This is a genomic window from Streptomyces sp. GQFP, from assembly GCF_021545335.1.
Classification (GTDB): domain Bacteria; phylum Actinomycetota; class Actinomycetes; order Streptomycetales; family Streptomycetaceae; genus Streptomyces.
The window spans coordinates 2,045,239-2,071,250 of record NZ_CP089312.1 but is presented as its reverse complement, the minus strand read 5'-3'; the positions used below and the strand labels follow the sequence as shown (position 1 = coordinate 2,071,250).

Genomic DNA, 26,012 nt, shown 5'->3' with positions numbered 1-26,012 from the left:
GTGTCAGGGCATACGCACCACGCCCCCTCTCGATCATGTCCGGGACGACACAGCGTGGGAGGTACGCCCGTGAGCAGCACCCTCTTCAGGACGAAGAAGGTCGAACAGTCCATCCTCGACACCGAAGAACCAGAGCACGCGCTCAAGAAATCCCTGTCCGCGCTGGATCTGACGGTCTTCGGCGTCGGTGTCATCATCGGCACCGGCATCTTCGTCCTCACCGGCACGGTCGCCAAGAACAACGCGGGCCCCGCCGTCGCCCTGGCCTTCGTGGTCGCCGGTGTCGTCTGCGCGCTCGCCGCGCTCTGCTACGCCGAGTTCGCCTCCACGGTCCCGGTGGCCGGGTCCGCGTACACGTTCTCGTACGCCTCGCTCGGCGAACTGCCCGCCTGGATCATCGGCTGGGACCTCGTGCTGGAGTTCGCGCTCGGTACGGCGGTGGTCGCCGTCGGCTGGTCCGGCTACATCGACTCGCTCCTCGACAACGCGGGCTGGCATCTGCCGGAGGCGCTCAGCGGCCGGGACGGCGCCGACGGCTTCGGCTTCGACATCCTCGCCGCCGCACTGGTCCTGGTGCTTACGGCCATCCTCGTACTCGGTACGAAGCTCTCCGCGCGCGTCACCTCGATCGTCGTCGCCATCAAGGTGACCGTCGTCCTGACCGTGATCATCGCGGGCGCCTTCTTCATCAAGAGCGACAACTACGACCCGTTCGTCCCGAAGGCGCAGGAGGTCCCGGCCGGCGACAGTCTCCAATCGCCGCTCATCCAGCTGATGTTCGGCTGGGCGCCCTCCAACTTCGGCGTGATGGGCATCTTCACCGCCGCCTCCGTCGTCTTCTTCGCCTTCATCGGCTTCGACGTGGTGGCCACGGCCGCCGAGGAGACCAGGAACCCGCAGCGGGACATGCCCCGGGGCATCATCGGCTCCCTCATCATCTGCACCACTCTCTACGTCCTGGTGTCGGTCGTGGTGACCGGCATGCAGCACTACACCGAGCTGTCGGTGACCGCGCCGCTCGCCGACGCCTTCAAGGCCACCGGGCACCCGTGGTTCGCGGGCTTCATCAGCTTCGGCGCGGCGGTGGGCCTGACAACGGTCTGCATGATCCTTCTCCTCGGCCAGACCCGGGTCTTCTTCGCGATGAGCCGAGACGGACTGCTGCCCCGCTTCTTCTCCCACGTCCACCCGCGCTTCCGGACCCCGCACCGCCCGACGATCCTGCTGGGCGTGATCATCGCGATCGTCGCCGGCTTCACCCCGCTGAGCGAACTCGCCGAACTGGTCAACATCGGCACGCTGTTCGCCTTCGTGGTCGTGGCGATCGGTGTGGTCATCCTCCGCAGGTCCCGCCCCGACCTGCACCGGGCCTTCCGCACCCCGTGGGTGCCGTTCATCCCGATCCTGTCGGTGCTCGCCTCGCTCTGGCTGATGCTGAACCTGCCCGCCGAGACCTGGCTGCGGTTCGCGGGCTGGATGGCGCTCGGCTTCCTCGTGTACTTCCTGTACGGCCGCTCCCACAGCCTCCTGGGACGCCGGCAGGAGACGACGGTGGGCCAGGTGCTCAAGCCCCCGACCGACACCAACTGACCTGAACGGTCGGCGAGTTGACCATCGGGCCCCGTTCGGCACGGCGTGCGCTAGTTGCTCCGTACCGAACGGGGCCCGGCGACGTCGGCGCCCAACTCCGCGACCCTGCGCCGCAGTTCACGATCGGCGGTGACGACGAGGATGTCCCGCCCCTGAGCCTCGGCGACCAGCTCGACCATCCGGTCGTCCCCGCTGCCGGCCGCCGAGTCGACCCGTACACCGGGAACGGACTCGACTCCACGGGCAGCGCCCTCGACGACGAGGACGATCTCCAGAGGCCCGGCGTGCCCGGGCAAACCGCTCTCCCCATACGCGACCAGCCGGTCCCGCAGTCGCTCCGCCGCCCCGCGCCGGTCCCGCCACCAGCCGTCGGGAACCGAGCCGACGACATTGGCGGCATCGACGATGAGGAGGCGTGGGGTGTCCATGGGGCCAGGGTCGCACGCGGCACCGAAATGGCCGTCAATGGCAGGTAAGGGAACGGCGAGTACCGGAATCGTCTGTACCGGATGAGGGGGGCCGGGAGGCGCGGCAAAGGTAAGAGCACACTAAAGTAGTCCAGTGCCCATTGTTCCTCCTTCCGCGCCCACGGCCGTGGGGCGTCCCGAGTCGGTCAACGGTGACTGGCTGATACGGGGTCGCGACGGCCGGCTGAGCGCGTACGACGCCGTGGGGGACGCGATCGTCTGCCGTGCGGAGTCCCGGCCCGGCGGGCCCTGGCTCGAACCCAGGCGCATCGGCGGCGACCAGCGCGTGCACCCCATGCTCGGCGTCGGTCAAGGCGCCGACCAGTACGCCCACTTGGCGACCTGGCGCCCCACGGTCAAGGGCGAGGCGGGCCTCGTCCACACCACCCACTTCCGCCCCGCTCTCGCCGCCCTCGACTGGACGCCCCTCGGCCACCCGAACCAGAAGGGCGACCGGACGGGCGTACCGGCGGTCGCCGTCGACGCGGAGGGCCGCGCCCATGTCTTCGTACGGAACGCGGTGGGCGGGGTCAGCATGCGCGGCCAGAAGGAGCGCGGTGGGTGGGGTCCCTGGCGCGACCTCAAAGGCGAAGGTGTGGAAGAGCAGTTGACGGCGGTCACGCGCACCTCGGGCCGCGTGGAGCTGTACGGCAACTCGCCCCACGGCATCGTCCGGTGGACGCAGGGCGGCCCCGGCTGGATCCCCGAACTCGACGAGACCCCGCTCAAGGTGACGGCCCGTCCGGGCACCCTGCGGGCGCTGGTCACGTCCGACGAGCACGTGACGCTCTTCTACACGGACGAGACGGACACGGTGTGCGCGTGGCGGGCGGGGAGCGAGCCGGTGGAGGTTCTCCCGGGCGCGGGGCCCGGCCCGGTGGCGGTGATCCGCTGCACCCTGGACGAGATCGACTGCACGTTGCTCGCGCAGCGCTCGGCGAGCGGGCGGGTGGCGTTCGCGGCGTATCCGACGGAGCAGGAGTCGGCGGGGGCGTGGTGGACGGAGTCGGGCCCCCAACTCCCGCTGGACGCACGGGTGTCGCTGACGGAGGACGCGGACGGCAGGGTGGTCGCGGCGACGGTGGTACCCGGGGGCGGGGACCTGAGGGTGGCACGGAGGAAGCGGGAACCGGGGTTGGCGCTGGAGGCGTGGGCGACGGTGTGAGGGCTGTCTCTCGCCCCCGCCGCCCCTACCCGTTCCCATCCTCGGGGGCTCCGCCCCCGAACCCCGGAGGGGCTGGATCTTTCAGCCCGTCCGGCGTTTGAGGACGAGGCCGTTCAGGCCGAAAAAGGGGGGTCTGGGGGCGCAGCCCCCAGGGATGGGAATGGGTAGGGGCGGCGGGGGCGAAAAAACCAAGTGCCCCGCACACCACACACGGCATGCAGGGCACCCAGCGACCACCAACGAACCGTTACGCCGGTACGGAAGCCACCCCGGCCTCCAGGAACCGCTTCCCGTTCACCCGCTCGGAGACACCCTCACGGTCCAGGTAAGGCGTGATCCCACCCAGGTGGAACGGCCACCCGGCGCCCGTGATCAGGCACAGGTCGATGTCCTGAGCCTCAGCCACGACACCCTCGTCGAGCATCAGCCCGATCTCCTGGGCGACAGCGTCGAGCACCCGGTCCCGCACCTGCTCCTCGCTCAGGGCGACATCCCCCTGCTTCAGCAGCGCGGCAACCTCGGGGTCCAACTCCGGCTTCCCACTGTCGTACACGTAGAAGCCGCGCTTCCCCGCCTTGACGACAGCAGCCAGGTTCGGCGACACCGTGAACCGCTCCGGGAACGCCCGGTTCAGCGTCTCCGACACGTGCAGCCCGATAGCGGGACCGACCAGCTCCAGCAGCACCAGCGGAGACATCGGCAGCCCCAGCGGCTCCACCGCCTTCTCCGCGACCTCGACCGACGTACCCTCGTCGATCACGTTCTGGATCTCACCCATGAAGCGGGTGAGGATACGGTTCACGACGAACGCCGGAGCGTCCTTCACCAGCACCGCGGTCTTCTTCAGCTTCTTGGCGACACCGAACGCCGTGGCCAGCGAGGCGTCGTCCGTCTGCTCGCCGCGCACGATCTCGAGCAGCGGCAGGATCGCGACCGGGTTGAAGAAGTGGAAGCCGACGACCCGCTCGGGGTTCTTCAGCTTCGACGCCATCTCCGTCACCGACAGCGAGGACGTGTTCGTCGCGAGGATCGCGTGCGCCGGAGCGACCGCCTCGACCTCCGCGAACACCTGCTGCTTGACGCCGATCTCCTCGAAGACGGCCTCGATGATGAAGTCCGCGTCGGAGAAGCCCTCCGCCTTGTCCAGGACACCCGTCACCAGCGCCTTGAGGCGGTTGGCCTTGTCCTGGTTGATCCGGCCCTTGCCGAGCAGCTTCTCGATCTCGGCGTGGACGTAGCCCACACCCTTGTCGACGCGCTCCTGGTCGATGTCGGTCAGCACGACCGGCACCTCAAGGCGGCGCAGGAAGAGCAGCGCCAGCTGCGAGGCCATCAGACCCGCACCGACCACGCCCACCTTCGTCACCGGACGCGCCAGCGACTTGTCCGGCGCACCCGCCGGCCGCTTGCCGCGCTTCTGCACCAAATTGAAGGCATAAATACCCGACCGGAGTTCGCCACCCATGATCAGATCGGCGAGGGCCACGTCCTCCGCGTCGAACCCCTGCTGGAGGTCGCCGTTCTTCGCCGCGGCGATGATGTCGAGGGCGCGGTATGCGGCCGGAGCCGCCCCGTGCACCTTGCTGTCCGCGATGAACCGGCCCTTGGCGACCGCCTGGTCCCAGGCCTCGCCGCGGTCGATCGCCGGACGCTCGACCGTGATGTCGCCCTTGAGGACGGAAGCCGTCCAGAGCAGCGACTGCTCCAGGAAGTCCGCGCCCTCGAACAGCGCGTCGGCGATGCCCAGGTCGAGCACCTGCTGGCCCTTGAGCTGCTTGTTCTGGTTGAGCGAGTTCTCGATGATCACGCTCACCGCACGCTCCGCGCCGATGAGGTTCGGCAGGATCGTGCAGCCGCCCCAGCCGGGGACCAGGCCGAGGAAGACCTCGGGGAGGGAGAAGGCCGCGATGGCCTTCGACACGGTCCGGTACTCGCAGTGCAGACCGACCTCGACGCCACCGCCCATGGCGGCACCGTTGTAGTAGGCGAAGGTCGGGACGGCGATCGCGGACAGCCGCTTGAAGACCTCGTGGCCGCCCTTGCCGATGGCGAGCGCGTCGTCGTGGTTCTTCAGCAGCTCGACGCCCTTGAGGTCGGCGCCGACCGCGAAGATGAACGGCTTGCCGGTGACGCCGACACCGACGATCTCGCCGGCCGACGCCTCCTTCTCGACCTGGTCGATGGCGGCGCTCAGGTTCGCCAGCGAGGCCGGACCGAAGGTGGTCGGCTTGGTGTGGTCGAAGCCGTTGTCCAGGGTGATGAGGGCGAACCGGCCCGCGCCGAACGGCAGATCGAGGTGGCGTACGTGCGCGGACGTCACGACCTCGTCGGGGAACAGCTCGGCCGCACCCTTCAAAAGCTCGGTGGTGGTGCTCACTTGTCGCCTCCGGCGTCCTTGTGGTGCGGGTTCTCCCAGATGACGGTGGCGCCCATGCCGAAGCCGACGCACATGGTGGTGAGGCCGTAGCGGACCTCCGGCTGCTCCTCGAACTGACGGGCGAGCTGCGTCATCAGACGCACACCCGACGAGGCCAGCGGGTGGCCGAACGCGATGGCACCGCCGTACTGGTTGACGCGCGCGTCGTCGTCCGCGATGCCGTAGTGGTCGAGGAAGGCCAGCACCTGGACGGCGAACGCCTCGTTGACCTCGAACAGACCGATGTCACCGATGCCCAGGCCCGCCTTGGCGAGGGCCTTCTCGGTCGCCGGGATCGGCCCGTAGCCCATGACCTCGGGCTCGACACCCGCGAAGGCGTACGAGACGAGGCGCATCTTGACGGGCAGGTTGTTCTCGCGCGCGAAGTCCTCGGACGCGATGAGCGAGGCGGTCGCGCCGTCGTTCAGACCGGCCGCGTTGCCCGCGGTGACCCGCCCGTGCACCCGGAACGGCGTCTTCAGCCCGCTCAGGTTCTCCAGGGTGGTCCCCGGCCGCATCGGCTCGTCGGCGGTGACGAGACCCCAACCGGTCTCGCCGACCTGGTCGTTGGTGTTCCGCACGGAGATCGGCACCAGGTCCTGCTGGATCTTGCCGTTGGCGTACGCCTTGGCGGCCTTCTCCTGCGAGCGCACGGCGTACTCGTCGGCGCGCAGCTTGGTGATGTGCGGGTAGCGGTCGTGCAGGTTCTCGGCGGTCATGCCCATGAACAGGGCCGACTCGTCGACGAGCTTCTCGCTCACGAACCGCGGGTTCGGGTCGACGCCCTCGCCCATGGGGTGACGGCCCATGTGCTCGACACCACCGGCGATGGCGATGTCGTACGCACCGAAGGCGACGGAACCGGCGACCGAGGTGACGGCGGTCAGCGCGCCCGCACACATCCGGTCGATGGAGTACCCGGGGACCGACTGCGGCAGCCCGGCGAGAATGCCGGCGGTCCGCCCCAGGGTCAGCCCCTGGTCACCGATCTGCGTGGTCGCGGCGATGGCGACCTCGTCGATCGCCTTGGGGTCGAGACCCGGGTTGCGGCGCAGCAGCTCCCGGATCGCCTTCACGACGAGGTCGTCCGCGCGGGTCTCGTGGTAGATGCCCTTCGGGCCCGCCTTGCCGAACGGGGTGCGGACGCCGTCGACGAAGACGACGTCCCTGACGGTACGAGGCACGATGGCTCTCCTCCAGAGGTGCGGGACGGCACTGCTGCATAAGCATCCGCTGAGCGGGCGCTCAGCCCCATGCTACTTGTGAGTAACAGCCCTGCACACCCCTGGGCGGCCGAGCGGCGAACGTCACATGGTGCAACATGTTACCGCCGGTTACAGAGGTTGACCTCAGGGCGCGGGGAACTGCGCGACCAGCCACACGCGACCCGCACTCGCATGAACAACAGGAGCCCCCTACCCCTTAGGCGGAGCGGTGGACCCCCGAGGACTAAGTACAGGAGTAGCCACCGGGTGAGACACCCCACCTCCACCGATCACCCCGAACAACGTCCGAGCAACATCCGCCCCAAACCCGTACACATCGTGACTCATCGCAGACAACGTAGGCCGAGTCAGCCGACACAACTGAGAATCGTCCCAGGCCAGCAACGACACATCCCCCGGCACGCTCAGCCCCATCTCCGCCGCCACAGACAGCCCCGCCACCGCCATGATGTCGTTGTCGTACAGAATCGCCGTGGGCCGGTCCGCGCCCGCCGCGGACAGCAACGACCGAGTCGCCCGAGCCCCCGCGTCCCCCGAGAAGTCGGTCGCCACCTGAGCCACCCCGGCCAGCCCGAGCCCCCGCGCCGCCTCGTCGAAGGCGGCCGTACGAATACTGCTGTGCCCCAGCGCCACCGCACCCCCCACCCGCGCGACCCGCCGATGCCCGAGCGCCGCGAGATACCGCACCGCCTCCGTGACGGCCGTCGCGTCGTCGGTCCACACCGAGGTCAGCCCGCCGGCGAGCGACGGATGCCCGACCGCGACCGCAGGCATCCCGAGCCGCTCGACGGCCTGGATCCGCGGATCGTCGGCCCGCAGGTCGACCAGGATCGCCCCGCCGATGATCCGCCCCTTCCACCAGGACTCCTGGAGCCCGACCTCCTCCTCCAGGCTCCGTACGAGCCTGAGCAGCAGCGAGCACGAATGCTCGGTCAGTACGCTCTCCACGCCCGAGATGAAGTCCATGTAGAACGGTTCGAGCCCGAGCAGCCGGGCCGGCCGGCAGATCGCGAGCCCCACCACGTCCACCCGGGCCCCGGCCAGCGACCGCGCCGTGAGGTTCGGCTCCCAGCCCAGTTCACGGGCGGCGGTGAAGATCCGGTCCCGGGTCGCCTCGGCGAGCCCCGGCTTGTGGTTGAAGGCGAGGGACACGGCACCCTTGGACACACCGGCGCGCGCGGCGACGTCCTTGATGGTGACGCGGGGTGTCGGCGATGCCGTCATCGTGCGGGCTCCACGCAGTACAGGGCCGATCGGGCGGTCTCGGCATCCGGAGTCTCCCAGCCACGCACCCCGATGGTCACCTGTTCCCCGGGCAACAGGGTCACCAGCCCACGATCGGCCCACGCTCCCGGGTCCAGCCGGTCGGCCTGCAAGAGCAGATCCCGTACGAGGGTACGGGCCGTCACCGTGACCGCCCCCGGAGTAACACGCACGTCGAACTCGGGCCGGGGGTAAGGGATTTCACGGTCAGGTACGGGAAAGTACAGCGCCCGCAGCCCGTCCGCGTCGGCGACCAGGAACTCCTCGGCCCCCACGGGCGCAAGCCCCTCCGGCACCCGCACCTCGGCGACCGCCCGCCCCTCCGCCACGAACCCGACCCGCACCACCGAACCACCCACCACATCCCCGTCCACGGACAGCCGCCGCAGCTCCACGGTCCCCTTCCACCGTTCCGCCGCCTGATTGACGACCGCCAACACCAGCCCGGATCCCCGCACTTGAAGTGTGAGCAGCCGGTCCGCGTACAGCCGCCGCAGCTCGTGATAGAGCGGCTTCTCGCGTCCGTCCCCGTCGATCGCCGCCCAGGACGTCACCGGCCAGCAGTCGTTGAGCTGCCACACGATCGTCCCCGCGCACACCGGCCAGTGCGAACGCCAGTGCTCGATCCCGGCGGCGACGGCACGGGCCTGATTGACCTGGGTGAGGTAGTGCCACCGGTCGAAGTCCCCTTCAGGCAGCGCAAAATGGCGACCGAGCCCACGCTCCAGCTTCCCATTGCCGTCCTCCGCCTTCTGGTGGTGCAGCATGCCGGGGGATTCGGAGGCGAGCGTCTCGCCGGGCAGCGCGCGCCGCAGCGTGGCGTACGCCGCCGGTGCCTGCCACCCGAACTCGGCCACGAAACGCGGAACTTGGAGCAGGTAGTCGGCGTAGTCCGCCCGGTTCCACACCTCCCACGAGTGGTGCGTCCCGTACGCCGGATCGTTCGGATGCCGATCCCAGGACCCGGACCAGGGACTGCCCGCCGTATAGGGCCGCGTAGGGTCCAACTCGGCCACCAGACGCGGCAGTACGCCCAGGTAATACCCCTCACCCCACGACTCTCCGGCCAGCCGCTGCTCCCACCCCCAGTCCCTGAACCCCCACAGGTTCTCGTTGTTGCCGTTCCACAGCACGAGCGAGGGATGCGGCATCAGCCGTACGACGTTCTCCCGGGCCTCCGCCTCGACCTCGCCCCGCAGCGGCTGCTCCTCGGGATAGGCGGCGCACGCGAACGGGAAGTCCTGCCAGACCAGCAGCCCCAACTCGTCGCAGGTGTCGTAGAAGTCCTCGCTCTCGTAGATCCCGCCGCCCCACACGCGTACGAGGTCCACGCCGATGCCGGCCGCCTGCGCGAGCCGTTCCCGGTGCCGCTCCCGGGTGATCCGGGACGGGAACACGTCGTCCGGGATCCAGTTGACGCCCCGTGCGAACAGCCGCTCCCCGTTGACGACCAGCGTGAACCCGGCCCCGTGGGCGTCGGCGGACGTGTCGAGCCCGACGGTCCGGAACCCGACCCGCCGTCGCCAGCCGTCCAGCGGGACATCGCCATGACGGAGCGTCAACTCGACCTCGTACAGCGGCTGTTCCCCGTACCCGCGCGGCCACCACAACTCCACGTCCGGCACGTCCAGCCGGACGACACCACTGGTCCCGTCGACCGTGCCCCGCACCCGGAACTCGCTGCTCCCACGGCTCACGCGGGCCTCCAGCGTGAGCCCGGCCTCGACCCGGGTGCGCTCGACGTCGACCGCCAACTTGACCTGTCCCACGCCGTGTTCATCGACCGTCACCTCGGGACGCACCCGGGCGATCCGGGCCGTGGACCAGTGCTCGAGCCGCACCGGCCGCCAGATCCCGGCCGTGACGAGAGTGGGCCCCCAGTCCCAGCCGAAGGAACAGGCCATCTTCCGGATGTACTGATAGGGCTCGGCATAGGCGCCGGGCCGCTCGCCCAGCCGCTCCCGCACGGCCTCCGCCTCGGCGTAGGCGGACACGAACCGCACGGACAGCCGCCCTGTCGACCCGGTCACGTCGAAGCGGTACGAGCGGTGCATGTTCCGTACCCGGCCCAGGAGTTGACCGTCGAGCCGGATCTCGGCGGCGGTGTCGAGCCCGTCGAAGACGAGGTCGGTCTGCTCATGGACCGAGGAGGCGTCGAGGTCCGTCTCGTACGTCCACTCCCGGTGCCCCACCCATGCGACCTCGGTCTCGTTCAGCCCGAGAAAGGGGTCCGGGATCACTCCCGCCGCCAGCAGGTCGGTGTGCACGCAGCCCGGCACCGAGGCCGGCAGGGCGCCCCCCTCGTGCTTCAGGGTCCAGCCCTCGGTGAGCGGTGTGGCCTCCAGCATCCGCACTCCCTAAACCGTTTCAGGCCCGCAGGTGGCCACATCTTGGCAGCCTTGGCGAAATAGGGACTTTACCGGTTCAGAAAGCACTGTCAGAGTGCCGAATCAGCCAACCCACTCGTGCTCGTCCGTCCCCTGAACGGAGCTGACGCACATGAACCGCCGTACCGTCCTCGCCGCGGCCACCGCGGCCCTGCTGCTCTCGGCCGCCTGCACCGGCACCGGCGGCGCCTCGAAGGGCGCCGACGCCAACGCGCCTGATGATCCGTCAAAAGTCAGCGGCACCATCAAGGTTCTGACCCAGCGCACCGATCTCGTCGCCGACGGCACGATGAAGAAGTACGCCGCCGAGTTCAACAAGACGTACCCCAAGGTCAAGGTCGAGTTCGAGGCGCTCACGAACTACGAGACCGATGTCAAGATCCGCATGAACACGGAGAACTACGGCGATGTGCTGCTGATCCCCGCGGTGGTCAAGAAGAGCGACTACCCGAAGTTCTTCGCCTCGCTGGGCACCCAGGAGGAGCGCGCCAAGAAGTACCGCTTCACCGGCTTCACCACCGTCGACGGCAAGGTCTACGGGCAGAGCCCGATCGGTGTGAGTCCCGGGTTCGTCTACAACAAGCGCGTCTGGAAGGAGGCGGGGGTCACCGAATGGCCCACCACCCCGGCCGAGTTCCTCGCGGACCTCAAGGCGATCAAGTCCCAGACCGACGCGATCCCGTACTACACCAACTTCGCGGCCGGCTGGACGCTCACCTCGTGGACGTACGTCAACGGCTCGGTCCACTGCGACACCCGGGCGACCGACAAGCTGGCCGAGGGCGACCCGTGGGCGAAGGGCGCCGATCTGCGCGTCGGCGACACCCTGCTGCACGACATCGTGAAGTCGGGCCTGGTCGAGAAGGACCCGACGACCAGCAACTGGGAGGAGTCCAAGCCCCGGACGGCGAAGGGTGAGATCGCCACGCAGTGGCTCGGCACCTGGGCGATCGTCCAGTTCCGGGACGCCGCGAAGAAGGCCGGGGTGAGCCCCGACGACATCGGCTTCATGCCCTTCCCGGCCCAGGTGGACGGCACGTTCTGCGCGGTCCTCAGCCCCGACTACAACCAGGCCGTCAACGTGCACTCCCCGCACAAGGCGGCGGCCCGCGCCTGGGTCGACTGGTTCACCGAGAAGTCCAGCTTCGTCGACGACAACCTGGGCATCTCCCCGCTCAAGGACGCGCCCCTGCCCGAGGTGCTGAAGCCGTACGAGGACGCGGGCGTGAAGTTCATCGAGGTGGACGACAGTAAGGGCGCGCAGGTCAAGAACATCGACAACCAGTCGGAGACCGGCATCTACGCCCCCGAGTACCGGCAGAACCTCGTCGACCTGGCCCGCGGTGCCCGCAAGGGCAGCCTCGACGACTTCTTCGCCGACCTCAGCGAGCGCTGGACCGAGACACAGCGGAACCTGGGGTCCTGATGGCGGACACCACCGAGAAGGCGGCCCTCCGGGTCGCCACGGGGGCGGCCACCCCGGCCGCCCCCACCCCGGCCCGGGCTCCGCGGGGGACCCGGCTGTGGCGCTTCGTCACCCCCTGGCTCTTCCTTCTCGCGCCGCTCGCCCTGCTCGTCACCTTCACCTACGCGCCGATCGTCAACATGGTCGCGTACAGCTTCACCGACTGGGACGGTGTCAGCCCCGAACTGCACTACACGGGCGTCGAGAACTACACCGAACTCCTCACCCGCCCCGAGCTGTTCGAGGTGTTCTTCGTCAGCGGCTACTACCTGGCCGCCTCCGCGCTCCAGATCGTCGCCGCGCTCTACTTCGCGACGATCCTCAGTTTCAACATCCGGTTCCGGAACTTCTTCAAGGGTGTGCTGTTCTTCCCGTATCTGATCAACGGGGTCGCGATCGGCTTCGTGTTCCTCTACTTCTTCCAGGACGGCGGCACCCTCGACTCGGTGCTGTCCCTGGTGGGCTACCACACGGACCACGCCTGGCTCGGCACCCCGGTCTCCGCGAACACCTCGCTCGCCGGCGTCTCGATCTGGCGCTATCTGGGCCTGAACTTCGTGCTCTTCCTCGGCGCGATCCAGTCCATCCCGGGGGAGCTCTACGAGGCGGCCGAACTGGACGGCGCGAACCGCTGGCACCAGTTCCGCTACATCATCGCGCCCGGCATCAAGCCGGTCCTCACCCTGACGGTGATCCTGTCCATCTCCGGCTCGCTGTCGGCCTTCGAGATCCCGTACATCATGACCGGCGGGGCGACCGGCACCGAGACCTTCGTCATCCAGACCCTCAACCTGGCCTTCCGCTTCAACAAGACGGGGCTCGCCTCGGCCGCCGCGGTCGTCCTGCTGCTGATCATCCTGCTGGTGACCTGGGTGCAGCGCCGCCTCGTCCCCGACGACAAGGTGGACCTCACATGACGCGCCGCACCGTGGCCCGCACGCTCGTGTACCTCTCGCTGATCGGTGCGACGGCCCTGGTGCTGCTGCCGCTCGGCGTGGTCCTGATGACCTCCCTCAAGTCCTCGGAGGAGATGGCGAACGGCAGCGGCGCGCTCTCGCTCCCCGACCGACTGTTCAACGTCGACAACTATGTGACGGCGTTTCAGGACGGCCGGATGCTCACGGCGTTCGCCAACACGGCGATCATCCTGGTCGTGGCCATCGGCGGCACGGTCCTCATCGGTTCGATGACCGCGTACGCCATCGACCGCTTCACCTTCCGCTTCCGGAAGCTGGTGATCGCCCTGTTCCTGGTGGCGACCCTGGTGCCCGGCGTCACGACCCAGGTGGCGACGTTCCAGATCGTGAACAGCTTCGGCATGTTCGACACCCTCTGGGCGCCGATCGCGCTCTACATGGGCACCGACATCGTGTCGATCTACATCTTCCTGCAATTCGTCCGGTCGATCCCGATCTCCCTGGACGAGTCGGCACGCCTCGACGGAGCCAACGCCTTCACGATCTACCGAAAGATCATCTTCCCGCTCCTGAAACCGGCGATCGCGACGGTGGTGATAGTGAAGGGGATCACCGTCTACAACGACTTCTACATCCCCTTCCTCTACATGCCGTCCGAAGATCTTGGCGTGATCTCGACGTCCCTCTTCCGCTTCAAGGGCCCCTTCGCGGCCCACTGGGAGACAATCTCAGCAGGCGCGGTCCTGGTCATTCTGCCCACACTGATCGCTTTCCTGTCGTTGCAGAGGTTCATCTACAACGGCTTCATGAAGGGCGCGACCAGGTGAGACACCCAGGGGCGCGGGGAACTGCGCGAGCGACCACGAAGCACCCGCACCCGCCGAACAACAGGACCCCTACGGCGCCTTTGCGGAAAGCGCCTCAACCAAAACAGGCGTCACCAACTCCACCTGCCAGGCCCGAGCCCCGTACCCCTCAAGCGCTGCCGCAACAGCCTCCGCATCAGCGACAACAGGCGGCTCCCAGCAAACCCTCCGCACCGTGTCCGGAGTGATCAGATTCTCCTGGGGCATGTTCAACCCCTCGGCCAGCGCCGAGACCCCGGCCCGCGCCGCGGACAACCGCGCCGCGGCCACCGGATCCTTGTCCGCCCAGGCCCGCGGCGGCGGAGGCCCGACCACAGGCTGCCCCGGCTGGGGCAACTGCGCGTCGGTGAGCGCCTTCGCCCGGTCCACCGCGGCCTGCCACTGCTCCAACTGCCGCCGCCCCATCCGATGCCCGAACCCGGTCAGCCCGGCCAGCGCGTGCACATTGGCCGGCACGGCGAGCGCGGCCTCGACGATCGCCGCGTCCGACAGCACCTTGCCCGGCGACACGTCCCGGCGCTGCGCGATCCGGTCCCGGGTCTCCCACAGCTCCCGTACGACGGCCAGCTGCCTGCGCCGACGCACCTTGTGCATACCGGACGTACGGCGCCAGGGGTCCTTGCGGGGCTCGGGCGGCGGCGCCGACGCGATCGCGTCGAACTCCTGCCGGGCCCACTCCAGCTTGCCCTGCCGGTCCAGCTCCTTCTCCAGCGCGTCCCGCAGGTCGACCAGGAGTTCGACATCAAGCGCCGCATACCGCAGCCAGGGCTCGGGCAGCGGCCGGGTCGACCAGTCGACCGCGGAGTGGCCCTTCTCGAGTACGAAGCCCAGGACGCCCTCGACCATCGCGCCCAGGCCGACCCGGGGGAACCCGGCCAGCCGTCCGGCCAGCTCGGTGTCGAACAGTGTGGCGGGGATCATGCCTATCTCACGGAGACAGGGCAGGTCCTGGGTGGCGGCGTGCAGCACCCATTCCACTCCGTCGAGTGCCTCGCCGAGGCCCGACAGGTCGGGGCAGGCGACCGGGTCGATGAGCGCGGTGCCGGCGCCCTCGCGGCGCAGCTGCACCAGATAGGCGCGCTGTCCGTAGCGGTAACCGGACGCGCGTTCGGCGTCGACGGCGACGGGACCGCTGCCCGCGGCGAACGCGGCGATCACCTCGGCGAGCGAGTTCTCGTCGGCGATGACTGGCGGAATACCGTCGCGGGGATCGAGGAGGGGGATCGGCGCCTGAGCCTCAGAAGATCCGTTGTCGTCCGGAGGGGCGCCTCCGGTGGTTCGCAGTGAGCTGTCTGCTGCGGTCTCTTGGGCTTCGGTCACCTGTCAAGGGTATCTGTGTATGGAAGGCGCCCGCCGACGGAACGTTCCGTCGACGGGCGCCTTGGGGTCGTAAACCAGTCACGTGTCACACGTGTCAGTGAATTCGGTCGGTGATCAGTGGTCAGTCATGCTCGTTGATCATTGTTCAGCGGGGTTCAGTGGATGATCCCGGTTCGGAGGGCCACCGCCACCATCCCGGCGCGGTCACCCGTGCCGAGCTTGCGGGCGATACGGGCGAGGTGGCTCTTGACGGTGAGCGCGGACAGGCCCATGGAGACGCCGATCGCCTTGTTGGACTGGCCTTCCGCGACCAGTCGCAGGACCTCGACCTCGCGGCCGGACAGCTCGCGGTAGCCGCCCGGGTGGCTCGGGGCACCCGGGGGGCGGCGGTGCATACGGGCGCCGGCGCCGATGGGGGCGGCGCCGGGTCGGCTGGGAAGTCCGACGTTGTTGCGGGTGCCGGTGACGACGTAACCCTTCACACCGCCCGCGAGGGCGTTGCGCACGGCTCCGATGTCGTCGGCGGCGGACAGTGCCAGGCCGTTGGGCCAGCCCGCGGCGCGGGTCTCGGACAGCAGGGTGAGCCCGCTGCCGTCGGGCAGGTGGACGTCAGCGACGCAGATGTCGCGGGGGTTGCCGATGCGGGGACGAGCCTCCGCGATGGACGAGGCCTCGATCACATCGCGCACACCGAGCGCCCACAGATGGCGGGTGACGGTGGAGCGGACGCGGGGGTCGGCCACGACCACCATGGCGGTCGGCTTGTTCGGGCGGTAGGCGACCAGGCTTGCGGGCTGCTCAAGAAGAACGGACACCAGGCCTCCTGGAGTGCGGCGTGCTTTCAAGGTCACAGAGGTCTTCGGCATCAAACCTGTGCTCCTTTAGAGAAAGATCACGATCTGGTGAGTAACAATCCGTGCAATTCGGACACGCCTTCGATCATCCGAAGATCGAACGGTTTCGCTCTGCGTCGATACGCGGCCGAAAGTGGCCGTATCGACAAAGAGGTACTAAAGACGGCGTGCCGATGCGCGACAGAAGAGGGGGCTTGGGCGTGACAAAGGGAACGGCCTTGCGGTCCCCGCACGGGGGCCGCAAGGCCGTTCAACGGATTCAGGTGCTACCGGGACTGAGGGCCCCGCCGCTGCGGCAGCGTCACCACCGACGCGTCGCCGGGGGCGGCCGGTGGCAGGCCCGCGATCTGGGCGAGGAGGTCGCACCAGGAGGCCAGGTGGGAGGCGGTGTCCGGGACGCCGCCGAGGCCCTCGCGGGGCGTCCAGGAGGCGCGGATCTCGATCTGGGAGGCGGCCGGCCGCTCCGACATCCCGCCGAAGTAGTGCGAACTCGCGCGCGTGACGGTGCCGCTGGCCTCGCCGTACGACAGCCCGCGCGCCTCGAGCGCACCCGTCAGCCACGACCAGCACACGTCGGGCAGCAGCGGGTCCGCGGCCATCTCCGGCTCCAGTTCCGCACGCACCAGCGTCACCAGCCGGAAGGACCCCTGCCAGGCATCGTGCCCGGCCGGGTCGTGCAGCAGGACGAGCCGGCCGTCGGCCAGATCTTCCTCGCCGTCGACGACCGCCGCCTCCAGGGCGTACGCGAACGGCGCCAGGCGCTGGGGCGCCCGCGTCGGCTCGATCTCGATCTGCGGCCTCAGCCGCGCGGACCGCAACGCGTCGACGGCAGCCCGGAAGGGCAACGGAGCCGTGTCCGCATCCCGGTCCCCCTCCTTCGCGTCGTCCATTCCGCCAGCGCCGTCCGACAGTCGTCCCTGAGCCGCAGCCATGCGGGGAAGATTAAAGGGAACCGGGCCTCCGTGCGGGGAGGGACACCCGTGGGACGGGCCACAGTACGGTCGGAGCCGCCGACGGAGCTTGTTCGCGGGACTGTCGGCGGGGCTGTCGGTGGGGCGTGCGAGACTTTGGGTCGTGAGCGCGAACCAGAGCCCTGCGGGCCAGCAGCCGACAGCGACGTCCGCCGCCGTCAAGAACGACGCCGTGCAGGATTCCGCCTTCCTCAAGGCGTGCAGACGCGAGCCGGTGCCGCACACACCCGTGTGGTTCATGCGCCAGGCCGGGCGCTCCCTGCCCGAGTACCGCAAGGTCCGCGAGGGCATCCCCATGCTGGAGTCCTGCACCCGGCCCGAGCTGGTCGCCGAGATCACGCTCCAGCCGGTCCGCCGGCACAACGTGGACGCGGCCATCTACTTCAGCGACATCGTCGTCCCGCTCAAGGCCATCGGTGTCGACCTCGACATCAAGCCCGGCGTCGGCCCGGTCGTCGAGAAGCCGATCCGCACCCGCGCGGACCTCGCCCAGCTCCGCGACCTCACCCCCGAGGACGTCTCGTACGTCACCGAGGCCATCGGCCTGCTCACCCGCGAACTCGGCGCCACCCCGCTGATCGGCTTCGCCGGCGCGCCCTTCACCCTCGCGAGCTACCTCGTCGAGGGCGGCCCGTCGCGGACGTACGAGAACGCCAAGGCGATCATGTACGGCGATCCGCAGCTCTGGGCCGACCTCCTCGACCGCCTCGCCGACATCACGGCCGCCTTCCTCAAGGTCCAGATCGAGGCGGGCGCCAGTGCCGTCCAGCTGTTCGACTCCTGGGCCGGCGCCCTCGCCCCGGCCGACTACCGCCGCTCGGTGCTCCCCGCCTCCCAGAAGGTCTTCAAGGCCGTCGAGGGGTACGGCGTGCCGCGCATCCACTTCGGCGTCGGCACCGGCGAGCTGCTCACCCCGATGAGCGAGGCCGGCGTGGACGTCATGGGCGTCGACTGGCGCGTCCCGCTAGACGAGGCCGCCCGCCGGATCGGCCCCGGCAAGGCGCTCCAGGGCAACCTCGACCCGACGGTCCTGTTCGCCTCCACGGAGGCCGTCGAGGCCAAGACGCGCGAGGTTCTCGACTCCGCGAAGGGCCTGGAGGGTCACGTCTTCAACCTCGGCCACGGCGTCATGCCGAACACGCCCCCGGACGCCCTGACCCGCCTCGTGGAGTACGTCCACACCAGCACCGCCCGCTGAGCCCCGCGTCGGCGCCCGTCACCACGTATGCCGTGCCTGCCTGCCCCACAGCAGGCGCCCCGGCTCGGGCGGTGGCGGGGTGCCGGCCCTGAGCGGCCAGGCGAGCAGCATGCCCGCGAGGAAGCCGACGATATGGGCGGCATACGCCACGGTGCCGGCCTCGGAGACGCCCTCGCCGGACGAGTACACCGCCGATACAGCACCAGATAGGCGCCCAGGGCACCGGCGATGGCCCCGGAGGCGCCGGACTGCCAGGTGTTGGGCCTACGTGCAGGCCGCAGCCGTAAGGTCGGGGCGCTGGTCAGCGATTGGTCAGCGACGGGCCGAGCGGAGTTCGAGGTTGGTGACCCTGGGCGTGATGGTGGGGACGCACGATCTCGTCGGCGTCCGCGACAGCGAACCAGGCGTGGCCGGCCGCCGGGATCACACTCCGCGGTGAATGCCCCAGCCAGGTGAAACAGCATGGTGGCACAGCTGCGGCGCCGCCGCAGGGTGCACACAGGATCACCAGGTGACGGGAAGCCTCTTGACCCCGAAAACCAGCGAGTCGGTGCGGTATTCGATGTCCTCGAACGGGATTGCGAGCCGCAGGTCCGGAAAGCGGCGGAACAGGGCGGACAGCACGAGCTGAAGTTCAAGGCGGGCGAGTTGCTGGCCGACGCACTGGTGTTGACCGTAGCCGAAGGCCAGATGCGGTACGGGTTTGCGGCGCAGGTCGAGTTCGCCGGCGGGTGAGGGCAGGGCGGCGCCGTGGTTGGCCATCAGCGTGGAGACGACGACGTACTCCCCGGCGCGGATCTCCTGGTCGTTGACCGACAGGTCTGTGTTCGCCTGCCGAACCAGTGGAGGCGCCACTGCCAGCACCCGGAACAACTCCTCGACGGCGCCGCCGGACAGGGAATCGTCGTCGCGCAGGATCGCCAGCTGCTCCGGGTGCCTCAACAACGCCAGTGCGCTGAGCCCGATCATGCCCGAGAGGGTTCCGTGCCCGGCAACGAGAACGTCCAGCCCCATGCCGACCAGTTCGTCGTCGTTCAGCACCGCGCCGTGCTTGCGCACCAGGTCCCCGAGGATGTTGTCGCCCGGTTCGCGCCGATGCGCCGCGACCAGTTCGGCCATGTAGTCGATCATCGCCGCGAAGTTGTCCTGCTGGACCTCCGGCGTGGTGTCCACGCTGCTCGCGATCGAACTGCGCTCCCGGATGTCGGCCCGGTCCTCGATCGGTGCCCCCAGTAACTCGCAGATCACCATCAGGGGCAGCGGTTCGGCGAACGCCCTGATCAGGTCGACGCCCGGACCGGCTTTCTCCACGGCGTCGAGGTGTTCTTCGACGATCTGGCCGATCACGCCGCTGAGCGCCCGGACCCTCTTCATGGTGAAGGCTCCGGCCTGCATCCGGCGGTACCGGGTGTGCTCGTCCCCGTCGTAGTTGAGCAGGACGCCCGGCTGGTTCATCACCGAGCGCGGGCCGGTCCAATGCGGATCGAAGGCGAACCCGACCTCATAGCGAGCGTCGGACAGGACCGCGCGGGCATCGTCCTCGCGGGTGACGAGGACTGCCTCGACCTCGCCCAGCTGGGAGTTGGGCACGGGAATTCGGTGCAACGACGGGTCGTAATGCAGCTCGACGAGATCGGCTCCGGGCCGGAACGGGCACGTGGCCGGGCGGTGGTTGTGAGGCATCGACACTGGTTCGGTCATGGCGTTCGCTACCTTCCTGACGGCGCGTGAGTCGTTCAGCGGGAATGATGTGTACATGGTCGACATTCGGCTCATCGGAAGCGTCAGACCGATCGGTCCGAAAATATTGGCATTTATCGCGGAATCTCGCGGAGATCCGTTCGCGATATCGACTGCGGACCTTTTACGAAGCGCTGAGTTTGTCGTGCAACAGTTCCCGTGTGATGCTGTCCAGCCGCGCCGCGGCACCCTTGTCGAAAGCCGGGCGAATCAGACTGAGCGGCATGCCCTCCACAAAGGCGCTCAGCGGTTCCCGGGGCGGAGCGTCGATGATCCTGACGATCGGAGGAATGGCGAACTCGACCGGCTGCGCGGCTCTCTTCATCTGGTCGACGTGGGCCGCGGTGGCCGGGTCGAAGTCCCCCGCGAAACCGGTGCGCGTTCCACCCGGGAACAGCAGTACATACCGGGCGCGGTGCCCGTTCTTCTCGTCCGCGAACGAGACGCCGAGGAGGTCGTTCAGTCGTCCGCCCTGGAACATGGCCGACCAGCCGTCGTAGCCGCGTTCCAGTCCGAGGTCGTCCCACTGGATGCCCGCCGCTCCCGCCCCTGGGCCGGCGATGTTCATGACGACCGGAGTGTCGGCCTTGTTCATCTGGTCGGCCAAGCCGTATCCGAGCAGGTACCGGCTGAGATAATACAACGCGAAATTATGCTCGAACCCTTCGGAGGTCACCATGCGATGGCTGCGGAAGTACCGTGCACATAACACGAGGGCGTCGACTGCGGCAAACCTCGTCTTGATTTGCCCGATGGCACGCTGGTTCTCGCTGACGAGGCTGAGGTCGGCTTCGATGAAGAAGGCCCGGTCGGCTGCGCCCGACTTGTGGGCAGCGTTGAGGAACTTCTTCCCCTTCGCCGGATCAGGGCCGAGCACGACCACCTGCTCGCCCCGGTCGAGGTAGGTGTTCGCGAGCGCGTGCCCGATGCCGGAGGTTCCTCCTGTTACGACAATGGTCTTCACCGTGATACTCCTCGGAAACACTGAGTCGGAAGAACTGAGTCGCGAATCGTGTGATGCGGAAAGTCCCCGTCCAATGGGCAGTCTTCACCCTTGGGCGAGTAGTGGGAAAGTAAGGAAAAGGAGTCAGGTGGCCGCAGCGGCGATTTCGGCCCGCACCACGTCCCGGGCGAGCCCGACGGCCGTCGCCGCCGCGCCGGTGGGACCCAGGGTCGACCCGCTCACATAGAGACCGTCGATGATCAGCATGATCCGGTCCCCGAGCCTGTCCGGGTCTGTTGCCCGAGTCCGGCGGGCGAGTTCACGCAACTGCTCGCGCACGTTCTGGAAATGCTTCAGGGACACCTGATGGGCCGGATGATCGGGATCGGGAAACTCCGCGTGTGTGTTACGGAGCGGGCAGCCTCTCGTGTTCGGCGCCATGCCCTGGACCGCTCGGACCAGTTCGACCAACTGGTCCTCCGGCTTGTCCACCGTGGCGCACACGCCGGCCACGATCTGTTGCCAGGCTTGGGCGGACCGCTCGAGATAGGCCACCACCAGCTGGTCCTTGCTGGGGAACTCCCGGTAGAGCAACTGCTTGCCGCACCCGATTTCATCAATGATCTGCTGCATTCCCACCGCGTGCACACCTTGCCGATCGAAGAGGTCGGCAACGGTGTCCAGGATGCGCTCGCGGGTACCGGGAGCAGGTTTCCGGGGCATGCGCCGAGTGTAGCAGACCAATCGGTCCAATATCGGGCGGATCTCGATCATCGCACCTGATTCGGACGAGCATCATCAGACGCGGCGTCGCTACCGGTCCGCCGCTACCTCCGCCGTGCGCGTACATAGGACATCGGTGTCAGCACCCGCCCGTGCTCGTCCACTTGGACCGCGTCCGGGCCGGGCCTGGCGGCGGTGTCCAGTGCGCCCGCTTCTCCCATTCTGGCCAGCAGCTCGTGGGTGAAGCTGGTGGCGAAGACGGCTTCGGTGACGTCCAGGATCTGCCAGTGCGGGTCGAGATTCGCATGCAGATTGTCCTTGCTGACCAAAACCTCGTCCACGATCGGTGTCCCCGACGGCATGGACTCCGCGAAGCAGAACAGGTGGAGCGTGGCATCGGGTCGGCAGACCCGGTGGAGCGCGGCAGCGTACGCCGACCGCTGCTCGTCGTTCAGGCAGTGGTACAGCCCGCTGTCGAGCGCGGTGTCGAAACCGGTTCCGACACCGCGCAGTTCAGTGGCGTCGGCAACCAGGAATCGCACCTGGACGCCATGGTCCGATGCGCGCCGTGCCGCCTGCTCGATGGCACTGGGCGAACCGTCCACACCGGTCACCTCGTACCCTTGGCCCGCCAGCATGATGGCGTTCTCCCCCAGTCCGCAGCCCGCGTCGAGCACCTTGCCGGCGAAGCCTCCCGCTCGCGCCAGGTCCACAACGGCCTGTTGGGGCCCACCGATGTCCCAGGGAATCACCTTCCCGCCGGGATCAACGCCACCGAAAGCCGCACGGCCCGCATACAGCGCCTCGAATTCCATGTTCTCTTGAGAGAAAGTCTGTTCTTCCATGGCCATGCCGCTTCCCCTTGCCGTTCGGCCGATCGGGATCAGTTCCGTGGATGCGCTGTGAGTGACTTCAGTCGGCTTCCGGATCAGTGCGTCGGCACCGGACCCTCCTGCTACGGGACGGTGTTCGCTTCCTGGGCCGGTGTGACCGCGGGGGCTGCCGGAACCTTGGCCGGCCGCATACGTGTCGCGACGACCAGCGTGAGGACGACGACCACGGTCATGGCCAGGAAGACATCGGAGTAGGCGGCGCCGTCCTGGCCGGAATGGAGAGGGTTGGCGGCGCCGCTGCCGCTCTGCTGCCTCGCGGACACCAGTACGCCGAACACGGCGGGGCCGGTACCGGCCCCGAGGAACTGGGCCCCCTGAAGGATTCCGAGCCCGGCGCCGGCCTGTTCGGCGGGCAACTCGGCTGCCGCGGCGCCGATGATGGTGGTCATCACGAGGATGAAGCCGATGCTGATCCCGAGGATCCCGACGCCGGCGGGGATCACCGAGGAGCCGCCGGTGAAGGTCGAGAGCGACAGGGAGAACAGCCCGATGAGGGTGAGCCCGGCGAGGACCAGGGGGCGGGTGCCCATGCGGTCGGCGAGGCGGCCGATCAACGGCGAGAGCAGGGCGGTCGCCACACCGGCCGGAATCATGACCAGCGCGCCCTCTCCCGGGGTGAGGCCGTTGACCTCGACCAGCAGCAGCGGAACGAACACCAGGCCGCCGAGATTGACGATCATGGCGAGGAACGCGACGAGGATGCCGGTCCGGTAGACGCGGTTGCTGAACAGCGATGGCGGGACAAACGGCTGCTCCACGTGGACGGTGCGCCATCCGAAGAGCATGAGCGCCGCGACGGCGACCGTGAGGCTGCCCCAGGACAGGGGAGCGGTGAAGCCGGAGACCTGAGCCTGGGTCATGCCGAACAGCACCAGTCCGGTTCCGCTGCCGAGGAGGATGCCACCGGGGAGGTCGAGTCGACCGCCGCCCGCCGGAGCTTCGTCCGGCAGCACGCGCCAGGCGGCGGGAAGCAGCAGCAGCGAGACCATGAGCATGATCCAGAACAGGGCGGGCCAGCCGAGCCACTGGCCGACCCCACCGCCCAGTGTCGGTCCGGCGGCGGTGCCGACGCCCGCGCCCGCCGAAACGACACCGATCCCCATGCCGCGCTTCTCCGCCGGCAGCAGCCTCGTGACGGCGATGATCGAGAGCACCGGGATCGCGGCCCCGCCGAGGCCCGTCACGATCCGCCCGGTCACGAGCATGGGCAGATTCGGGGAGATCGCGCAGACAAGGCTCCCGGCGGCGTAGGTCAGCAGTGCGAAAGCGAAGAGACGCCGAAGGCTCACCCGGTCGGAAACGCGGCCGTAGAGGGGAATCCCGACAGAGAACATCAGCAGGAAGCCGGTGACGACCCAGGCGAGTTCCGCCTCGGAGGCCCCGAATTCCTCCCCGATCGTCGGGAGCATCAGATTGACCATGTCGCTGGCTGTGACCGTGACGAGGATCGCCGGCATCAGCACTGCCAGTAAGGCCAGTCCCGGACCGGTCTGTTCGGTCGTTGTCGACGTGGAAGTCATTCAAAACGTCCTTCGGGCAACTTTCTGCCACCGTGGTAGTTGCAGTTAGGGTAAAGAGATGACGGAGGGATCTTCCCTCCGTCATCGGTCGACTAGTGATTCCGTTGCGCGAGCTCCCGCTCGCTCGCCAGTACCTGCTGGACCAGATGTGCGATCGTCGTCCGGCTGAGCCGTTCCTCCATGGCCCGTTCCGCGTCCCGGAACTCCACTTCGAGCAGGCGCTGCATGTTGCGCCCCACCTCGCATTCGGCGCTCGGTGGATGCGGGTGCCGGGACAGTACCGGCCCCGCTTCGACGGCGGCGTACACGTCGTGGAGCGTGATGTCGCGCGCGGGGCGGGCGAGCGACCAGCCGCCGTTGCGCCCCTCGGTGGACCAGACAAGACCGGCGTCCCGCAGGCTGCCGAGGATCCGCCGCACCAGGACCGGATTGCTCGCCAGGCTCTCCGCGATCTCCGTGGAGGTCAACGAGTGATCGCGCCAGCGTGCCAGCATCGTGAGCGCGTGAATCGCGACCGCACTCCTGCTGCTGACACTCACCACGACCCCTTCCCGATCGGCACCCCATCGATCTGAACTGTAACGAGGCTAGTGGCAGTTTGATCGGCGCGTCAATGCGGGGTCCGGCCGGGGCCACGCACGAGCCCCCGGTGTGCGAAGCAACAGCCCGAAGAACCGCACCCCTTGGACGAGAGGAGCCTGAGGGTGAACCGTAATGACATCGGGAGCACGCGCAGTACCGTGATGAACAGACGCCGCCTGACCGGCCGGACGGCCACGAGGAGGAACGCCTGTGGAGCGGTTGACCAGCACGATCCTCAAGTCGCTGCCCGGTCCGCCCGACCACCCGGAATCGCCCGATCTCATCCGTCTCCTCGGCGGTCCCCGTGGTGAACGGGCCCCGCGAACGTGCGACTGTCAGGAAACCCGCGATCGCCACTGCCTCACCCTGCTCAGCCTCGGGGTCGACCGGGGCACGGTCGTGACCCACGCCGACGCCCAGCTGTACGACGCCGGCCGGTGTCCCGACACCGGGTGCGTATGGCGCTCTCTGCTCACGCTCGTGTTCGCCGGCGATCTGGTGCTGGCCGACCTGCACTGCTCGCGCCTGTCCGAGCAATCCCGGTGGTCCGGCACCGGTCCCGAGGCGCAGGTGGTGCAGATTGTCCGCAGCCGTATCGGCTTCCTGGTCGGGGATCCGGACGGCACCCGGCGCATCCTCGGAGAGCTCGTGCAGGGCCCCATCGCCGAATCGATGGACGCGGTGGTGGTGGGCTGGCTCACCGAGGCACTGGTCCAGCTGGGCGAGCCGTACACGGCGGAGAACCTGTTGGTCGGCCATGGCTACTCAGGAACCCTCCCTGTACGGATGCCGGGCAAGGCGCTGCTGCTCCAAGCGAGAGGGCAGCTCCATCTCGCGCTGCGGCGGTCGAAGCGTGCCTTGAAGGACTTCCTGGCCTGCGGGGCCGAGGTCGCGGCGTGCGATTTCGCCAATCCCACGGTGATCCCTTGGCGCACCGGCGTCGTGCTGTGTCTGCGGGAGCTCAAACAGGATGAGCTGACGCGTACGCTCGCCCGCACCGAACTCATCGGAGCGAGACGATGGGGTTCTCCCCGGGAGATCGGCAGGGCGTTGCTCACCGCGGCGTTGGTGGAGGACAGCTCGGTCGCGAGGGATCTCGTCGCCGAGGCCGTCGATCTGTTCACCACGTCGGACGCCCGCTGCGACGTCGCCTACGCGGCCCACGTTCTCGGCGCCGCCCCTGGGCTCCAGGACGACGTGGTGTGGGTGCGTCAGATCCTGCGGCGCATCGCGGAGCTCACGCAGCGGAGCGGCAACCGGCATGCCGTCGACCGTGCCACCGAGAGGCTGTCCGGGTTCCTGTCCTCCCACGGCGATCCGGTCCTGACCAAGCACGAGACCGGTGTGGTCAAGCTGGTCTGGGCCGGGTACAACAACACCGAGATCGCCGACCATCTCTCGCTGACGCGCCGCACTGTGGAGCACCATCTGTCCGCGATCTACCGCAAGTTCGGGCTCACCGACCGGCGGCACCTCTTCCGGTCGATGACCGAGTTCCTCTGAGGC

The 26,012-nt window shown here is 68.5% G+C and carries 21 protein-coding genes and 1 pseudogene; 7 read left to right on the top strand and 15 right to left on the bottom strand.

The window, feature by feature from the left end:
• Positions 1-69 precede the first annotated feature (69 nt).
• On the top strand, positions 70-1,590 hold the full coding sequence (locus LUX31_RS09030; protein WP_235474265.1) for an amino acid permease: 1,521 nt from the start codon (positions 70-72) through the stop codon (positions 1,588-1,590).
• A gap of 50 nt (positions 1,591-1,640) precedes the next feature.
• Here LUX31_RS09030 and LUX31_RS09025 read toward each other — a convergent pair whose 3' ends face one another.
• A complete protein-coding gene (locus tag LUX31_RS09025; protein WP_235474264.1) occupies positions 1,641-2,018 on the bottom strand; it encodes an NTP pyrophosphohydrolase in 378 nt (125 codons plus the stop codon).
• Between the two features lie 133 nt (positions 2,019-2,151).
• Between LUX31_RS09025 and LUX31_RS09020 the strand changes: the two genes are divergently transcribed.
• Positions 2,152-3,222 (top strand): hypothetical protein, encoded by a 1,071-nt coding sequence (locus LUX31_RS09020; RefSeq protein WP_235474263.1) that lies wholly within the window; start codon positions 2,152-2,154, stop codon positions 3,220-3,222.
• A gap of 247 nt (positions 3,223-3,469) precedes the next feature.
• Here the strand turns inward: LUX31_RS09020 and LUX31_RS09015 are convergent, their stop codons facing one another.
• The 4 genes from LUX31_RS09015 to LUX31_RS09000 all read right to left on the bottom strand — a co-directional run bounded on the left by LUX31_RS09015 (position 3,470) and on the right by LUX31_RS09000 (position 10,475).
• Positions 3,470-5,599, bottom strand: coding sequence for a 3-hydroxyacyl-CoA dehydrogenase NAD-binding domain-containing protein (locus LUX31_RS09015; RefSeq protein WP_235474262.1), 2,130 nt, complete (start codon positions 5,597-5,599; stop codon positions 3,470-3,472).
• A complete protein-coding gene (locus LUX31_RS09010; RefSeq protein WP_235474261.1) occupies positions 5,596-6,822 on the bottom strand; it encodes a thiolase family protein in 1,227 nt (408 codons plus the stop codon). The genes LUX31_RS09015 and LUX31_RS09010 overlap by 4 nt, the downstream gene beginning before the upstream one ends.
• Positions 6,823-7,053: 231 nt before the next feature.
• Positions 7,054-8,088: a LacI family DNA-binding transcriptional regulator gene (locus tag LUX31_RS09005; RefSeq protein WP_235474260.1), complete on the bottom strand. Its 1,035-nt coding sequence runs from the start codon at positions 8,086-8,088 to the stop codon at positions 7,054-7,056.
• The gene (locus tag LUX31_RS09000; RefSeq protein WP_235474259.1) at positions 8,085-10,475 is read right to left on the bottom strand and encodes a glycoside hydrolase family 2 protein; all 2,391 of its coding nucleotides are present in this window, start codon (positions 10,473-10,475) and stop codon (positions 8,085-8,087) included. The genes LUX31_RS09005 and LUX31_RS09000 overlap by 4 nt, the downstream gene beginning before the upstream one ends.
• A gap of 151 nt (positions 10,476-10,626) precedes the next feature.
• Here LUX31_RS09000 and LUX31_RS08995 point away from each other — a divergent pair, with 151 nt between their 5' ends.
• The 3 genes from LUX31_RS08995 to LUX31_RS08985 are packed head-to-tail and all read left to right on the top strand — an operon-like array spanning position 10,627 to position 13,723.
• A complete protein-coding gene (locus LUX31_RS08995) occupies positions 10,627-11,940 on the top strand; it encodes an ABC transporter substrate-binding protein (RefSeq protein ID WP_235474258.1) in 1,314 nt (437 codons plus the stop codon).
• Positions 11,940-12,896 (top strand): carbohydrate ABC transporter permease, encoded by a 957-nt coding sequence (locus LUX31_RS08990; protein WP_235474257.1) that lies wholly within the window; start codon positions 11,940-11,942, stop codon positions 12,894-12,896. Before LUX31_RS08995 ends, LUX31_RS08990 begins: the two co-directional genes overlap by 1 nt.
• On the top strand, positions 12,893-13,723 hold the full coding sequence (locus LUX31_RS08985) for a carbohydrate ABC transporter permease (protein ID WP_235474256.1): 831 nt from the start codon (positions 12,893-12,895) through the stop codon (positions 13,721-13,723). Before LUX31_RS08990 ends, LUX31_RS08985 begins: the two co-directional genes overlap by 4 nt.
• 69 nt (positions 13,724-13,792) lie before the next feature.
• Here LUX31_RS08985 and LUX31_RS08980 read toward each other — a convergent pair whose 3' ends face one another.
• From LUX31_RS08980 to LUX31_RS08970, 3 genes are all read right to left on the bottom strand, one after another.
• A complete protein-coding gene (locus tag LUX31_RS08980) occupies positions 13,793-15,082 on the bottom strand; it encodes an HRDC domain-containing protein (RefSeq protein ID WP_235474255.1) in 1,290 nt (429 codons plus the stop codon).
• A gap of 155 nt (positions 15,083-15,237) precedes the next feature.
• Complete coding sequence (locus LUX31_RS08975; protein ID WP_235474254.1) at positions 15,238-15,897, bottom strand: helix-turn-helix transcriptional regulator; 660 nt, start codon at positions 15,895-15,897, stop codon at positions 15,238-15,240.
• 305 nt (positions 15,898-16,202) lie between these two features.
• A complete protein-coding gene (locus tag LUX31_RS08970) occupies positions 16,203-16,868 on the bottom strand; it encodes a DUF3000 domain-containing protein (RefSeq protein ID WP_235474253.1) in 666 nt (221 codons plus the stop codon).
• A gap of 142 nt (positions 16,869-17,010) precedes the next feature.
• On the opposite strand from LUX31_RS08970, the gene hemE reads away from it, so the two are divergent.
• Positions 17,011-18,105 (top strand): uroporphyrinogen decarboxylase, encoded by a 1,095-nt coding sequence (hemE, locus tag LUX31_RS08965; protein ID WP_235474252.1) that lies wholly within the window; start codon positions 17,011-17,013, stop codon positions 18,103-18,105.
• An 18-nt stretch (positions 18,106-18,123) separates the two neighbouring features.
• Here the strand turns inward: hemE and LUX31_RS08960 are convergent.
• From LUX31_RS08960 to LUX31_RS08930, 7 genes and pseudogenes are all read right to left on the bottom strand, one after another.
• A pseudogene (locus LUX31_RS08960) lies at positions 18,124-18,297 on the bottom strand (rhomboid family intramembrane serine protease); the annotation flags it as partial.
• Between the two features lie 312 nt (positions 18,298-18,609).
• On the bottom strand, positions 18,610-19,806 hold the full coding sequence (locus tag LUX31_RS08955; protein ID WP_235474251.1) for a cytochrome P450: 1,197 nt from the start codon (positions 19,804-19,806) through the stop codon (positions 18,610-18,612).
• Between the two features lie 163 nt (positions 19,807-19,969).
• Complete coding sequence (locus LUX31_RS08950; RefSeq protein ID WP_235474250.1) at positions 19,970-20,809, bottom strand: SDR family NAD(P)-dependent oxidoreductase; 840 nt, start codon at positions 20,807-20,809, stop codon at positions 19,970-19,972.
• A 123-nt stretch (positions 20,810-20,932) separates the two neighbouring features.
• Positions 20,933-21,562, bottom strand: coding sequence for a TetR/AcrR family transcriptional regulator (locus tag LUX31_RS08945; RefSeq protein ID WP_235474249.1), 630 nt, complete (start codon positions 21,560-21,562; stop codon positions 20,933-20,935).
• A gap of 53 nt (positions 21,563-21,615) precedes the next feature.
• Entirely contained in the window at positions 21,616-22,362 is a 747-nt protein-coding gene (locus LUX31_RS08940) for a class I SAM-dependent methyltransferase (RefSeq protein WP_235474248.1), read from the bottom strand.
• A 104-nt stretch (positions 22,363-22,466) separates the two neighbouring features.
• Positions 22,467-23,924 (bottom strand): MFS transporter, encoded by a 1,458-nt coding sequence (locus tag LUX31_RS08935; protein ID WP_235474247.1) that lies wholly within the window; start codon positions 23,922-23,924, stop codon positions 22,467-22,469.
• A 92-nt stretch (positions 23,925-24,016) separates the two neighbouring features.
• Positions 24,017-24,463, bottom strand: coding sequence for an Rrf2 family transcriptional regulator (locus tag LUX31_RS08930; protein WP_235474246.1), 447 nt, complete (start codon positions 24,461-24,463; stop codon positions 24,017-24,019).
• A 253-nt stretch (positions 24,464-24,716) separates the two neighbouring features.
• Here LUX31_RS08930 and LUX31_RS08925 point away from each other — a divergent pair, with 253 nt between their 5' ends.
• The gene (locus tag LUX31_RS08925) at positions 24,717-26,009 is read left to right on the top strand and encodes a helix-turn-helix transcriptional regulator (RefSeq protein ID WP_235474245.1); all 1,293 of its coding nucleotides are present in this window, start codon (positions 24,717-24,719) and stop codon (positions 26,007-26,009) included.
• Positions 26,010-26,012 lie beyond the last annotated feature (3 nt).